Raw genomic sequence first — 13,420 nt, 5'->3', positions numbered from 1 at the left:
GGGTCAGCATGACCAATGAGCTGATCGATTTTCAGGGCGTCGAAGAGTGGATGGGAGTCGAGTACGTCACGCTGCGCGACGTGATGCCGCAGAAACCGCGGGCGGTGATCGTGGGCCTCAACCCCTCGCCGGTCAGCGTCGCCGCGGGCCACTATTACCAGGGCCGGGTGGGACAGCGTCAGTTGCGCCGCCTTGCGTCGGCTGGACTCTTTGCGCTGGCCGACGGAGCTCGCACGTTCGAGGACGCGGCCCTTGCCGTAGGGGTCGGGTTTACCGACATCGTGAAGCGCCCCACGGTCGGCGAAAAGGACCTCGTTCCCGGGGAGTTGGAGCATGGGCGTGGGCTGCTGGCAGACAAACTTGGCGCGTTAGGCGTCCCGTTAGTGGTGTGCGTATTCCGGCATCCAGTGGAGGCGTTGCTGGGCCGTGCCGCGGCAGGCGGGCCGGGCCTCCAGCAGGCGCGGACAGACTGGGGTGCGCAGGTGTTCAGGATGCCGGGTCCCTTCGATGCGGTGGGCAAGGCTGACGCCGTCATGGCCGAGTTCAAGAATCTCATGAGGCGCTAGAGGTGGATTTATTTGGGGCTGTTGCCGGGAGTTTTTGGTCGGTCATCAGGCCGAATCTGTGGTGGCTGTTGCCGCTGGTTGTGGTCGGCATCGTCTTCAACGTCACGATGCCCGGGCGGGGGCCCAGATCGTCGCGCCGCGACCCTTGGCGTGTGTTCAAATACTCCCCGCGAGCCGAGGTGCTGAATCGTGCTGGTGGCCGTTGCGAGGGCGCTTTCATCCTGTTTTGGGGTCGCTGCGGTAACGCTGCCGCTGAAGCCGACCACGTCTTTCCGTATTCGAAAGGCGGCCCGACAGTGGTGAGTAATGCCCAAGCACTCTGCAAGAGCCATAACCTGCGCAAGGGCAACATGATCCCGCCCTGGTGGTACATCCGCGGACTCGAGAAGCGTCGACACTCTTACTTCCCCGAGGGCAGCGACGTGCGGGTGTTCGCAGTAATGACTGCGGAAGACGTTGGCGCAAGGGAACGCCCATCTGGGCGTCTATAAGTCTTCCGACGCCCTGATCTCAGTGAATAGTGAGTGGCACCATAGGCTTTTTGCCTACCTTTTGGTGAGTGTCTCGCCAATTCCGTGTCGTTATGTCCATTAGGTGCCGAATTACGATGAAGGCTGCAAGTGATAGCGCACTAGGATTCCAGAGTGACTCCAACTAACGACGCGAAGCCGATCGAAGATGCGCGGCGCCCGTTTGCCGCAAAGTATGCCTATCGCGGCTGGGGAATCGCCCTCGCCGTCATCGGCGCGCTGACAATTATCGGAAGCATAACTCCGAGCACTGAGACTTCTGAGGGCGGTTCTTCGAACCCCTTCGGCACATTTCTTGTCGGCCTTGGATTGATCGCCGGATCGGTTTACCTGCTGCGTGGGCGTGGCAAGAAACCCGCTACCGGAGTAACCGCTGTCGCGCCCCAACAGCGAGCAGACATTGCGCCACCCAAGACTTGGGAACAGACCACGGCCGCGCTCGCGGCTGCAACGACCGGAGCTGCGGCGATCGTCGCGTACCGGAACGTGGAAAGTGCGGCGCGAAACCTGAGTCCGCAGGATCCGGGTGCGCTGGTGGAGCAGGCAATCCTTCAGACGTCGTTTGATCGCAGTCTGCTCAATTCTCCGAGGTTCGGCTACGTCGCGGCACTTGGCGGAGGATCCGTCGAGTTCTTCCGCGACTTCGTGGTTTTCGGCCAGGAGGCCTACGACTACGAGCCGACCACGCGCGGTCAGGTGTACATCGACGGCGGCATCCAGGTGAGTTCGTCGGTGGTGCATGACAAGAAGGGGAATCAGCACATCGTCGAGCGGACACATGACCTTCGCAAAGCCAACGTGCAGCTCACGAGCGGCACGTGGACGATGAGCTTCGCGATCAGCCCCGACGTCGTCAACGATGCCCGGCGGTTCGTGGACCAAATGAGCATTCGCGCGGGCGAGTTGCAGCCCAAGAACGCGACCGCCGCAGATATCCAGCAGATGGTCGACCAGATTCTCCGGAGCTCGGGACAGCCGCCCGCGGAGAAACTAAAGCAACTGTCGAATTTGAGGTACGACCGACTGCTATCGGACGACGAATTCCAGCGGGCTAAGAATAGGATTCTTGGGCTGTAAGCCAAGGTCAGTCAGGAACCCCGGGGCAGTCCCAACCAAGGGGGCGGCCCAGTGCGTCATGTGACGGAGCCAGGATTGCGACCAAGACCAGCCAGTCTGGCTTCGGTCTTGTGACAGAACCTCGTCCCCCGCTTGGTTACCCGTGGTCTGCGGTCACTGAGTCCAGCAACTGCAACATCCGATACTCATGTTCTAAAATCTCGGGATCGTTCCACGGCCCCTGCTCCTGCGGCATCGCGTGTGAGCGTGCTCGCTCAATAGTCTGCTGCGCCATAAGTTGAAACTTGAGGCTCTCATCCGCGGATCTGTACTCGCCAATTTTGTTGCTCGGCGCGAGATTTGAACGTTTTGAGTTCTCTGAGTTGGTCATTAGACACAGGTTGCCGAAAGTGTTCACGTTCTCAGGTGTTGAGAGACCTGTTCCTTCGCCCACGTTCTGTGGGAAGAAGTGTTCGACAGACTTGCGGTATTTGAAGCGAAAGCTCTTTACGTAGCGAGGTCCCGCGGTCTCGCCGAACCATCCATGCTTTTTCCAGAGCACGTAGTCCAGGTAGTTGAAAACGAAGTGGGTGGTCGATTGGCCGCGATCAATTCCGCGGGGGGAGGCCTTTGTAGCGAGGTAGCGTTGTCGAGCCAGTTCCTCCAGAAAATCCCCATACTCCGCGCCGGAGACGGGGCCATCTTGCGCCGTAAGAAAACGCAACATGTGGTGCAAGAAGACTTTGTAGGCGCGGCGTGAGTCGGTAACCTGGAACATAGATTGCGCCATTACTACCCGGATTTGCTCGCGTAACGTCGGATCCTGACCTTCAGTCTCCTCGTCGTCACCGTCACGGGGGGACCTATCAACCACTTTAGCGATGCCTCCTGAGCCGAAGGTGGATCGCATTGTCAACTTGTTCCCATTGCCGGGGAGTCGTCGCGCAACCTGTAGGACCCAGTTTGAGTTGTCTTCAGATTCACGTATTTGATCGGTTTTGATCACGTATGCGTCGAATAGGAACCTAGCTCGCAGGAGGCTGGACGTGAATCGCTCAGCGGCGCATCGGCACTGGACATACATCTTGAAGAAAGAGACAAGTTGCTTGTCGTCAAGAGGGAACGGTGTGTCCTCGCTCCAATGTGCGTTTGGCATGCCTTTCGATGAGCCATTGTCATTCAAGACCGACAGCGCAAGTGCGTGCAAGAGAAAGTTCGGGAAGTCGATGATCGCGCCGTAACGCTCAGCATCTTCTTCGTTCTGTGCGAATCCTGATTGGTGTGGTGTGGCAACTATGCTGAGGAGGGCAGAGAGGCTCCGAATCTCAGGAGCACGACTGCCAGTTGGAGTCAGGCACTCATCAATGGCCGAGAACGCTGAGGGCGGGGTTTTGTCCCAGCGCGACCCGAAAAGCTCCTCTCGCTCGCCGGTCGTGAAACCAAGTTGCACATGGCGAGAGAGGTCCGCGCACGCGCTCCAAACTCGGTCAAAGGTTGAGACCCCATCGGTTTGCGCAGGTATAGCGGTAGAGGTCCCCGCTTCGTTGGCTTCACAGCAGGGCCGCAAGTTAGTTGTAGTTGCGGATGGCGTAAGCAAGCCAATGAGATGTGCTCGCACGATCTCATGCTTCTCGAGTTGCTCGCCCCGGCTATTCATGACCTCGAAATAGTGATTTAGATCAGTGTTGCCCGGCAACGTGGTGCGAAGCAGCCTCACGTGTTTTCCAAGGTACGACGCATCGTCCGCGGTAAAATGAAGACCATCGTTTCCAGCATCACTCAACGCGCGTTGCATGATTTGCACTGCACCAGAAACACGTGGGTCCTCAAGGCTCGAACTGTCGATGTCGCGCCCGTATTTGAGGATTTTCTGTAGATCGCGAGCTGATTCGTCTCGCCCCTCATAACTCAGTTGCATGCCGACTTGTCCGGTCAGCGCAAGAATTACGAAAAGCGTCGTCAGCCGCTGTTGGCCATCGACTACTTCAAGAGTGGTCTCACCGGTGTCAGGGTTTTGACGGGCATAGGTGACGAGCGTCCCGAGGTAATATGGCAGATTTGTGTCGGGGGTGGCACCTAGGTGCCTGTCCTTGACGTCCCGTAGGAGGGTAAGGATTTCGTCCTCTCCCCAGGCGTAGGCCCTTTGGTAGATCGGAACCTCGTATCGCACGTCCTCGAACACTGAGTTGACCGCAAGGATCTCTACATCCGTAGATTTCATTTCTTCACTTCCGCAATTGGCTCAAAGAGCTCGTCTGCAAGGTTTTCATACTTTATTCGCTCTGGCGTGATGATCGGGATTCGGAGCAAGTCTTGTGGGTAGGACGCCAAGCGAATCTCTAGCGGTAAGGCACGCATCGCGAGAGGGCCATATGCGCGGACACCACGGGCGTAACGGTCAACCATGGTTCGAGTGACGCGTTCCTGTTGCACACGTATCGCAAAAGCCCATCGTGCGATCATGAGTGCCGCATTCTTGAGGTCGTCTTCGCCGAATCTATCGATGTAGTAAAGCAGACCCACCTCGTACAGGTTCCGCACTAGGTTCAGGGTTCGCTTGCGACGATATCTGTCGATGATTGCTGTGGTCGGCTTGAGGCCTTCGAGCGCGACAGAGGCTTCGGTATCGTCGGTGTCTAGCAAGCCGGCCGAGCACGCTAGCGCGTAATAGTGAGAAGCCATCATGAAGAAGGGCTCGCCATTAATGATCGGTTGGTCAATCTGGAAGGGGAACTCTAGTTCGGGGAGAGCGCCGTACCGGATGAGGGTGTGATTCTCCTGGCCGTAGTCATCCGTGAAGTTCTTTGCGTATAGCAGCGGTAGGGCCCACTTCGATGCGATGGCCCCTCTGATGGGTTCTCGAACTCCCTTGAAAGCATCGATGTGCTCAGTTGAGAAGCCGGTGTCGGGCATCTCAAGCCCATTGCTCCAACGCTTGACCTTGAACAGGTAGTCGCTGAAGAGGGAGTCTCGACTGTCAGGAGGGATTGCCTCCCACTTGCGGATGACTTCCAGCTTTCGTGGAACGGAGACTCCACCGGCCTCCATCTCGCGAATGTGAAAGGCCTTTAGCAAGTCTGTCGGGAACAGTGCTTTGCCTCTAGTGTTCTGAGAATCGAACATCTGGAAAGCTTCGTCAACCTGGTTCAGCGTAATTACTACGACCTCGCACTTGTCGAGCAGGCTGTCGACCCACTCGTCAGGGCGTTCGCGTTGGCTCAGCCAGTCCTTGATGTATGCGTAGTTGATTCCAAGGTTCGCAGCGCTCGCATCGCGGTCATGTGCGGGGATCTCGGGATCCGGGCTTGGCAAGGTCCGGTCATGATTGTGCTGCTCGGAAATCACGCTCGCGCGGTACGTGTGCAAGATGGTGCACAGAGTCAAATACCTCTGCTGGCCGTCAACCACATCTAACTCGTCGTTCGTGTTGCGATGCAGGATAATCGTCCCAATGCGATACCTGTCGCGTTGCGTGAACGTCGTCACATCGTCCAACAGTTGAGCGACGTTGCGCACCGTCCACTTGTAGGGGCGCTGGTACGTCGGTATCCGTAGGTCCATCCCCAGGAGAGTCCTCAACGGAACCACCATGGATTCCTGCTCGCGCGCCGGTGCTACCTTCATTCCCATTCCCCCAGTCTTGAACTTCTTGTCACCCTAGCGCGCAGTGTGAGCCGTGCGATAGGCGCCGTGTCCTAGTCGTCACTGGTTCAAGCGCGAAACTAGCGCCGGCCAGATCATGAATGGCAGTCCCCGGCAGTCCCCGGCAGTCCCCGGCGGTCCCCGGCAGTCCCCGGCAGTCCCCGGCAGCACAGGTGGGTCCGCAACGCGAATAGACGTCTCGATGGCATGTGGATCCGTACCGCTAGCTGCCAGTCCCAACCGCCCTCGCAGCCTCACCAGAAATATGCACCAAACACCTCGGTCGAGGTCTTCGCCGCAAGGTATGACCGACCACTCGCGTGTTGGAAGTCCAGTTCCGTAGCGGCGGCGTCTACGGCCACTATGGCGTTGACCCTCACCTCTTCGAGCGGATCCTGGCGCCGCCTCCGTGGAGGCGCATCGAACGATTCGTTAAAGCACGCCAGCGCGCGTAGGTCGCGCGACTACTGCGGTAGCCAATTTGGAGGTTCGGATGTCCCGCTACACGATTGTGTCGGACCCCACCCCTAAGGTTGTAGCCATGAGCATCAGTGACACAATCGTGAAGTCTTCACGCGCCTCCACGCCGCTTGCGGCCCTGGTCAACTCCGGTTGCAAGGCCGTCGGTGGTATCTTCCGCTTGGACTACGCGCGTGCGGTGGTCCTAACCGACGACTGGCGCAAGTCCCAGGCCGGCGGCGTGCCGCACGGTGCATTTCTGCTTGCTGCGGCCGGTGCGCAGACGACAGAAGGTTTTGCACTCGACGATGAGGAACTTATCCTCTTACGCGTTGATGGCACGGCTCCCCTCCCCAACGAGACCGATCTCGTTCAGACGCGGCTCGCAGTTGTGCGTGACGCGGGGGACTCAGGCAAGGGTTTCGATGACGTCACCGACGAGTTGACCCGCAACGAGCTTCAGCAGTCCGCCTTCGACTGCGAGGTCCTCGGGACCTTCTACACCGAGCCCACCTCGACGCGAATGGAGTTCGGTTCCGACATCGATAACGTCGTCTCGTCTGCGCGATATCAGGTCTTCCTGCCGTCGCAGGAAGTCCTCTCGAGGATCGCGTCGTATCCAGAGCCTTCCACCGACGATATCCTCACAATCGGAGTCGTCCGCTTCGCCTCAACGCGACGGCGCTCACGCGCAGCAGGCGTTGATTCCGCCGAAGTTCATGTTCACATCGACGACTTCGTGGCACGCAAGACCGCAGTTTTCGGTATGACGCGCACCGGTAAGTCGAACACCATCAAAACACTGGTCACGGCGGTCTACCAGCACAGTATGAGCGCCGAATCCAAGATCGGCCAACTGATCTTCGACCCGCAGGGTGAGTACGCGAACGAGAACACGCAGGATCAGACGGGGTTGCGATTGCTCGGTGACTCACCGGATGAAGTTCGAGTTTACAAGGAGCGCCCAGACCCATCGAAGCCGATCGATCGAGCCCTTCGGATCAACTTCCTTGATCCGGCCACCCTGTCGACTGTGTGGGCAATGGTTCAACAGGAGGTCGCCGAGTCCTCGTCCTCAGGTGCTCAGTACATGGCGGGCTTCCGCGGCGTTTCGATGGAAGAGCCGGACCCGAGCGACTTCAGCGCACTGAACCATTTCGAGCGCAACCGCCTCGCCTTCTACGCGCTTCTTGAGCGAGCCGGCATTTCCGGTCCCCTGGACTCGACAAGGGTCACGCTTGGGACAACGTTGATCGGAGACCTCCCGAAAGGACCCGCGATCGCGAACCTGACCACAAATGGGAGGTACGCATACTTGAGCCACACCTCTGCAGCCAAGGCGCTACTTGAGTGGCTTCAGCAGCAGAACGGATCGAACAGTGCCAACATGTCCCAGTCATGGACCGACGACTTCAACACTGGTGAGCTGGCCGACATCCTCAAAGCAATGGAAGGGCGTGCTGGCGACGCCGCAATCAAGCGGCTCAAACCATTTCACGACCCGACTGCCATCGGGGACATCGGAGAGTTGGTTTGGGATGACATGATAGCGGGTCGATTAGTCATCATTGACTTGTCTCAGGGGAATGGCACGGTGGTGAAGACACTCTCCGAGCGAGTAGTCACCACACTTCTCAATCACGCTCGAGATGACTTCGCGGATGGCAAGACCCCAATACCGTTCCAGATCGTTGTGGAGGAAGCGCATAACCTCTTCGAGCGTGGAGCGAAAGAAGTCGCTGGCAACCCATGGGTCCGGCTGTCGAAGGAAGCGGCAAAGTACAAGATCGGCTTGATGTATGCCACCCAGGAGGTTTCCAGCGTTGACCAGCGCATCCTTTCAAATACATCTAACTGGCTCGTGGCTCACCTGAACTCGGACAACGAGACGCGCGAGCTCTCGCATTACTACGACTTCAAGACCTGGGCTGAGAGCATCCGCCGCGTCGAGGACCAAGGTTTCGTTCGCATGAAGACTTACTCGGGCAAGTACATCGTTCCTGTGCAGATCGCGAAGTTCGATCACGCCATGATTAACGTGGCACGCGTGGCTGCGGGCCTCCAGCCCATAGAGGCGGGATAGCCTTGCCTTACCCATCTGAGCGAGCCTCAAGATTGGGCCACGTCCCGGTCGTCAGCAGCAAAGCAGTCCACGAAGCGTTCTCTCGCTGGGAGGTCGCGCAAGCAACTCCTTCCGATGAGAGTCGAGTGACTACGCTGTGCCGTTCGGTCGAGAAGCTCGAAAACGCTGGAATCTCGGAAGCCGTTCGTTTTGCCATCACCGTCGACGGCTCAGACACCGAGGTCGAGGCAACGCGAGAGCACCCGTCAATCAAGGTCGGCTATGTCCGCGTAGCCGCTTCCTTCATCGATCTTGAGAAGTTGCACCAAGCCGGCGCGGGTGACTTTGTTAACCCGCATCTCCTTCGAGAGTCGCACCAGCATTCAGCTTTCGACCGGGCGCTGCCAGGCTCGGGCCTAGTCATTCCGGGTTTGACTGGCGTCGACACTTGGCGACAGGAGTTGGATCAATTCCTCCATGAGACGAAGTTCGATCAAGCGTCCGAACAGACGCTGGCTGACATGCTCTTGACGCTCCACGGTTCACCAGATGCCCCGGCCACAACTGCACCGCTTCGGCGCTGCCCTTCATGCGGAGCGAAGGACGAGCAGCTCACAGGTGGGCAGATTGATATCCCCAAGGGCGGGACCCACTGCCCCGAGTGTGGCCAGAAGGTCTACCTTGGAGACGTGCTCCGCACCGAAGAGGAGTACATGCCAGAGGGGTCGAACCGCAGCTCACTTACTCGCATGATGCTGGTGGCTGAGAGACTGACATCGCTTGGGTACATGCAGTTGCTGTACGAGGACCCGCACAATTTCGATGTCCTTGGGAAGACGATGTTCATCACCGACGGCCCCTTGGGCCTTTTCGGCACCGTCGCCCCGCTAAAGCGGCGCTTCCAGGATTACCTAGCTGAGTTCGCCACACAGTGCGCTTCCAACAACCGGCCAGCTGCCCCACTCGTTGTTGGTGTCGAGAAAACGGGCACCTTCGTCGAGCATGCTCAACTTATCTCGCATCTGATCGAGCCCGGCCACGTCATGCTACCGACCACCGAGTACATCAACCGGATCACGGGCCGCCCCGCCAACAATACTTACGGCTCCGACGAATTCTACGGTCGACGATTCATCTACCGCACCAAGAGTGGCGGCATCCTTGTCTTCACCGTGCCGCCGAAACCGGGCGTCACGCCCTACGGAGACCCGGATGGCGAGCTTTGGGCGAGCTACCCGACGCTCCGACCCGTCTGCGAAGTACTTGACCATGTACAGACGCGACTGTACGAGAACGCTGTAATCCCTGTAGCGCTGGCACACTCAGCCGCGTCCCTACCTTTGGGCGTCGGCCAGTCAGTCCTCCGAGCACTGGTCCAGCAGTCGCTGGGGTTGCCGACGCGTAGCCAGATCCGTCAGACCGGACCCTTCGCAGGGCCGCGCTGAAACTTACATCAGTGCGTCGGCAACTGGATTCGACAGCACAATCAGTTCGCTTGCCGATGCTCGCTTGAGCCCGCCTGTCGTTCCCCGCAGGTGAGCGGAGTATAGGAGTCTAAACTCGGACACGTTCCGCGCTCTATACAGGCTCCTGATGAGGTCGGCGTTGTCGTAAGTCAGAACCCAGTTTCCATTCGAGCGACCATTCAAGACCTTCGCCAACTCGATATGGTCCTGCTCTTCGAAAGCGCTCATATAAAGCGAGCTGCCTTTCTCAACGTACGGCGGGTCGACGTAGGCGAAGACATTGTCTTTGGGGAGATACTCGCGGAGGCGAGCCGCACCGTCCTGTTTGGTCACCCGGATCTTTCCGCTCAGTTCGGCGAGCTTTTCGATACGGCCTCGGAGAGCGTGCTTATTGTATCTGGCGTCGATCTTGTACGAGCCCGACTGCGCGAATCCTCCGATTACTCCGGCTCCAAGTACGCCCGAGCGGCTGGTCCGATTGAGGTAGAAAGTTGCGAATCCGAGGGCGAGGGGGTCGAGATCGTTTTCATGCCGACGACGGTATATCTCGCGCTGCGTCCGCCACTCGTCGATGCTGAGTGGAGTTTTGGCCAGCAATACCAGAAACGCATCCGCATCCGTGACCATAGCCTTCCAGCAAGCGTGGATCGCGGGATCAAGGTCGTTGATGACAACCATGCCGACCACGTCCTTCAGGAGGAGTTCGAGTCCCGCACCGGCACCGCCGGCGTATGGCTCGATGTAGGTCGGTTTGTCGAGACCGAGTGCCTTGATGGTGGACTCGAAGAACCCAGCGAGAGTCGCCTTGCCGCCTGGGTAGCGTAGCGGGCTGGCGTGTGAGCCACGCCGAGCGGTGACGTCAACCACGATTGCTCCCTTCAGTCAAGATTGGACGATGTTGGCACAAGTCTAATGATCCGGTCTGTCAAAGCGGGTGGTCGCCCTTGACAGCATTGTCACTTGGACAATGCTGCGCCGCAGACGGTTCTCACATCGCAGAACGAGCACTTCTGCTTCCCTGGCTTAGGAGTGAAGTCGCGGTTCTTCAAGCCCTGAGCCGCCGCGGTGACTTGGGTTTCGGCGGAAGCGAGGTCAGCATCGGTGATGCTGACCTCGTGCCGCACGGTGGCGCTCAGGTCTTGGATGAAGGCAGCCCCAACGGTGAGGCCCTCGCGGCGCCCAGCGTCGGCGTAGACCTGCAACTGCAACGGCTTGAGCTCTACGCCGAGCGCCGTCTTGTAGTCGACGATTGAGAGGTTGTCGGCCGCTCCGTCGTGTTCGTCAAAGATGACGTCAGCGCGTCCGCTGATCACCACGCCGTCGAGGTACAGCTCGAAGGGGCGCTCCGTGGCCCAAGTTCTCTGCAACTCGGCCGAATTGTCGGTGACGTAGGTCTGGATCAGTTTCCGAGCCTTTTCACGCATCTCCTTATGCGCAGGCTTGTTCGCGAAGGGCAGGAAGAATTCGGAGTCCATGAGGGCATCAACGGTGTCCGAGTCTGGCACGGCACCTGTTGCTTTCACATGTTCTGAGATCGCGCGCAGCACGTGGTGGACGGCGTTGCCATACCCAATCTCTGCCTGTATCGGCGGCATGAAACCGAGTTCATTGCGAAGTAAGTAGCTCCGCGGGCACTCCATGTAGGCATCAAGCTCACTGTAAGAAACAGCGATGCTCTCAGAAGCGTCACCGCGAGGCTCTGCGTTGGTTGGCAGGCCCGCGCCTACGGCGATCGCCTGTGCTTCGAGGATGTATGGCGATGGCTGGCGTGACTGAGTATTGACTCGCTGGTGCGAAGACAGCCCTACCCAGTCTCGAGCCCTGGTGAGCGCGACGTAGAACAGGCGTCGCTCCTCCGCGTCCGAACCCTCGTAGCGGGCTGCGTCGAAGAGCGTGCGTGGGAACAGCCAGTTCTTCAGCGAACCTGACTTGTCGGATGGAAAGCGCCCCTCCTTCAATGAGGGCAGGAACACCACGGGCCACTCGAGTCCCTTGGCTCCGTGGATGGTACCGAGTGCGACGCCGTCGCCGAGCATGTCGCTCTCACCATCGAAGTCGTCGTAACTGCCGGTCGCATAGTTGGTCAGTACAAGCGAGAAGTTCTTGTAAAACCACTCGCCGCCGACAGCGCCGCCGACTTGTTCTCCTGGGTTGTCGGCGTCTCGACGCGAGCGCCGTGTGACTGACTCGTAGTCAGCCATGACTGCAGTGAAGCGCGCGATGGTGCCGAGCCGGTTGCGCTGGATCTCATCGGTGAGGTCCCAGTTGCGGATGCCCAGAAGGTCGGTCAAATTGTAGAACTCTCCGACGAGGCTCGGAGTCCAATTCTCGTCGTCACGCCTAGACTTCCACGTTTGCAGGTGCGAGCTGAGCGCTTGCCGTTCAGCGGTGTTGAGGCCGAACACAGCCGAGTATCGGTCGAGCAGGGCGTTCAGATTCACAGCGGCTCGGGTCTTCCACTTGCTGACGCTCCAGTCGACGTTCGATATCCACGCGAACGTTGCCCCGAAGACCTCGGCCTCTGGCTGCTCAAACAGGCCGGTGCGCCCCCCCGGTTGCACCGGGATGTTGGACAGCGCCAGCGCGTCGAGGATCTTTGTGTAGGCGGTCTTCCCACGCACGAGGATCGCGATGTCGCGGTAGCGGACACCGTCCTTGTGGAGAGCTTCGATGTCCAATGCGATCGAGTCGGCTTCGTCCTGCTCCATCAAGTGCCCGATGGCGATGGAGACCGCCGGACCAGCAGATGGTCGGACTGCGGTCATCTCTTTGTCGATGCGGCCTGGGATGGATTTCGCAAATCCGTTGGCGAGCGCCACGATGTCCGGACGGGACCGCCGGTTGGCCAGGAGCTCGAATTTCGATACGTTGGCATATCGCGTGGAGAAGGCGACGATGTTCGCTACATGGGAACCGCGCCACTGATAGATGGCTTGATCATCGTCGCCCACCACCACGACATCTGCCTCGCCCTTGGGCTTGGCGAGTAGCTCGATGAGGCGCTCCTGCGCAGGGTTCACGTCCTGATACTCGTCAACGATGAGGTGCCTGAGGTCGGCGGTGACCGCCCTGTGCACGGTCGGGTCTTCGAGCGCGCGAACCGCCTCGACGATCTGCGTTCCAAACGACATGAAGCGGTAGTTGTCCAACATCTCGTAGTACTTGACCAGAGCATTCTTGAAATCACCGTTGGTGAGGGCTTCGAGGGCCATGTATTCGTTCTCGACTACGTCGATCGACTGTTGGAACAACTCGATGCCAGAGAACACCCGATTGCGCTGATCGAACTGCCGCAGGCCGAGGCGGTTGGACTCGCGGTAGAGCAGATTCGTCAACTGGTTCGGATCGAGCGGTGTGTAAGTCTCGAACCTTGGTACGTAGGTCTGGAGCAGCCTGAAGCAGTAACCGTGAATGGTGCCAACGTAGAGATGGCCTAGTTTGTCAGTGGCCGACGGGCCGAGGAGGGCAACCGATCGCTCCCTGATGCGCTCCTTCAGTTCCTCCGCGGCTTTCTCGGTGAAAGTGAACGCCACGATCGACTCAGGCTGCTCGCCGTCTTTTAGGAGGGATGCGACCCGCTGGGAGACGACCTCGGTCTTGCCCGAACCTGCGGCGGCGATGATCTGCACATGTCCACCC

At 59.0% G+C, this 13,420-nt stretch carries 10 protein-coding genes; 6 read left to right on the top strand and 4 right to left on the bottom strand.

The features are described from left to right. Window positions 1-8: 8 nt before the first annotated feature. From ACQU6B_RS08965 to ACQU6B_RS08955, 3 genes are all read left to right on the top strand, one after another. Window positions 9-566 carry a uracil-DNA glycosylase family protein gene (locus ACQU6B_RS08965; RefSeq protein ID WP_430867209.1) on the top strand — a complete coding sequence of 186 codons (558 nt, stop codon included), beginning with the start codon at window positions 9-11 and terminating at the stop codon, window positions 564-566. Between the two features lie 107 nt (window positions 567-673). Then, window positions 674-1,057 (top strand): HNH endonuclease, encoded by a 384-nt coding sequence (locus ACQU6B_RS08960; RefSeq protein ID WP_430869231.1) that lies wholly within the window; start codon window positions 674-676, stop codon window positions 1,055-1,057. 153 nt (window positions 1,058-1,210) lie between these two features. Then, entirely contained in the window at window positions 1,211-2,173 is a 963-nt protein-coding gene (locus ACQU6B_RS08955; RefSeq protein ID WP_430867208.1) for an SHOCT domain-containing protein, read from the top strand. A 136-nt stretch (window positions 2,174-2,309) separates the two neighbouring features. On the opposite strand, the gene ACQU6B_RS08950 is transcribed toward ACQU6B_RS08955, so the two are convergent. Both ACQU6B_RS08950 and ACQU6B_RS08945 read right to left on the bottom strand, forming a co-directional pair. Then, window positions 2,310-4,373 (bottom strand): GmrSD restriction endonuclease domain-containing protein, encoded by a 2,064-nt coding sequence (locus ACQU6B_RS08950; protein ID WP_430867207.1) that lies wholly within the window; start codon window positions 4,371-4,373, stop codon window positions 2,310-2,312. Next, complete coding sequence (locus ACQU6B_RS08945; protein WP_430867206.1) at window positions 4,370-5,782, bottom strand: DUF262 domain-containing protein; 1,413 nt, start codon at window positions 5,780-5,782, stop codon at window positions 4,370-4,372. The genes ACQU6B_RS08950 and ACQU6B_RS08945 overlap by 4 nt, the downstream gene beginning before the upstream one ends. 332 nt (window positions 5,783-6,114) lie before the next feature. On the opposite strand from ACQU6B_RS08945, the gene ACQU6B_RS08940 reads away from it, so the two are divergent. The 3 genes from ACQU6B_RS08940 to ACQU6B_RS08930 all read left to right on the top strand — a co-directional run bounded on the left by ACQU6B_RS08940 (window position 6,115) and on the right by ACQU6B_RS08930 (window position 9,760). Further along, window positions 6,115-6,249: a hypothetical protein gene (locus ACQU6B_RS08940; protein WP_430867205.1), complete on the top strand. Its 135-nt coding sequence runs from the start codon at window positions 6,115-6,117 to the stop codon at window positions 6,247-6,249. A gap of 86 nt (window positions 6,250-6,335) precedes the next feature. Continuing rightward, window positions 6,336-8,336, top strand: a complete 2,001-nt coding sequence (locus tag ACQU6B_RS08935; RefSeq protein WP_430867204.1) for an ATP-binding protein — start codon at window positions 6,336-6,338, stop codon at window positions 8,334-8,336. 125 nt (window positions 8,337-8,461) lie between these two features. After that, on the top strand, window positions 8,462-9,760 hold the full coding sequence (locus tag ACQU6B_RS08930) for a hypothetical protein (protein ID WP_430867203.1): 1,299 nt from the start codon (window positions 8,462-8,464) through the stop codon (window positions 9,758-9,760). A gap of 3 nt (window positions 9,761-9,763) precedes the next feature. Here the strand turns inward: ACQU6B_RS08930 and ACQU6B_RS08925 are convergent, their stop codons facing one another. Both ACQU6B_RS08925 and ACQU6B_RS08920 read right to left on the bottom strand, forming a co-directional pair. Further along, window positions 9,764-10,648: a DNA adenine methylase gene (locus tag ACQU6B_RS08925; RefSeq protein ID WP_430867202.1), complete on the bottom strand. Its 885-nt coding sequence runs from the start codon at window positions 10,646-10,648 to the stop codon at window positions 9,764-9,766. 89 nt (window positions 10,649-10,737) lie between these two features. Then, window positions 10,738-13,410 carry an ATP-dependent helicase gene (locus tag ACQU6B_RS08920; RefSeq protein WP_430867201.1) on the bottom strand — a complete coding sequence of 891 codons (2,673 nt, stop codon included), beginning with the start codon at window positions 13,408-13,410 and terminating at the stop codon, window positions 10,738-10,740. Between the last annotated feature and the right edge of the window lie 10 nt (window positions 13,411-13,420).

This window comes from Demequina aurantiaca, from assembly GCF_050598105.1.
GTDB lineage: Bacteria > Actinomycetota > Actinomycetes > Actinomycetales > Demequinaceae > Demequina > Demequina aurantiaca_A.
Note: the sequence above shows the minus strand (reverse complement) of the source record. Positions and strands in the feature narration are given on the sequence as shown.

Coding starts and splice junctions, on each gene's coding strand:
- ACQU6B_RS08965 (WP_430867209.1), top strand. CDS start 9: ATGACCAATGAGCTGATCGATTTTCAGGGCGTCGAAGAGTGGATGGGA.
- ACQU6B_RS08960 (WP_430869231.1), top strand. CDS start 674: ATGCCCGGGCGGGGGCCCAGATCGTCGCGCCGCGACCCTTGGCGTGTG.
- ACQU6B_RS08950 (WP_430867207.1), bottom strand. CDS start 4,373: ATGAAATCTACGGATGTAGAGATCCTTGCGGTCAACTCAGTGTTCGAG.
- ACQU6B_RS08945 (WP_430867206.1), bottom strand. CDS start 5,782: ATGGGAATGAAGGTAGCACCGGCGCGCGAGCAGGAATCCATGGTGGTT.
- ACQU6B_RS08935 (WP_430867204.1), top strand. CDS start 6,336: ATGAGCATCAGTGACACAATCGTGAAGTCTTCACGCGCCTCCACGCCG.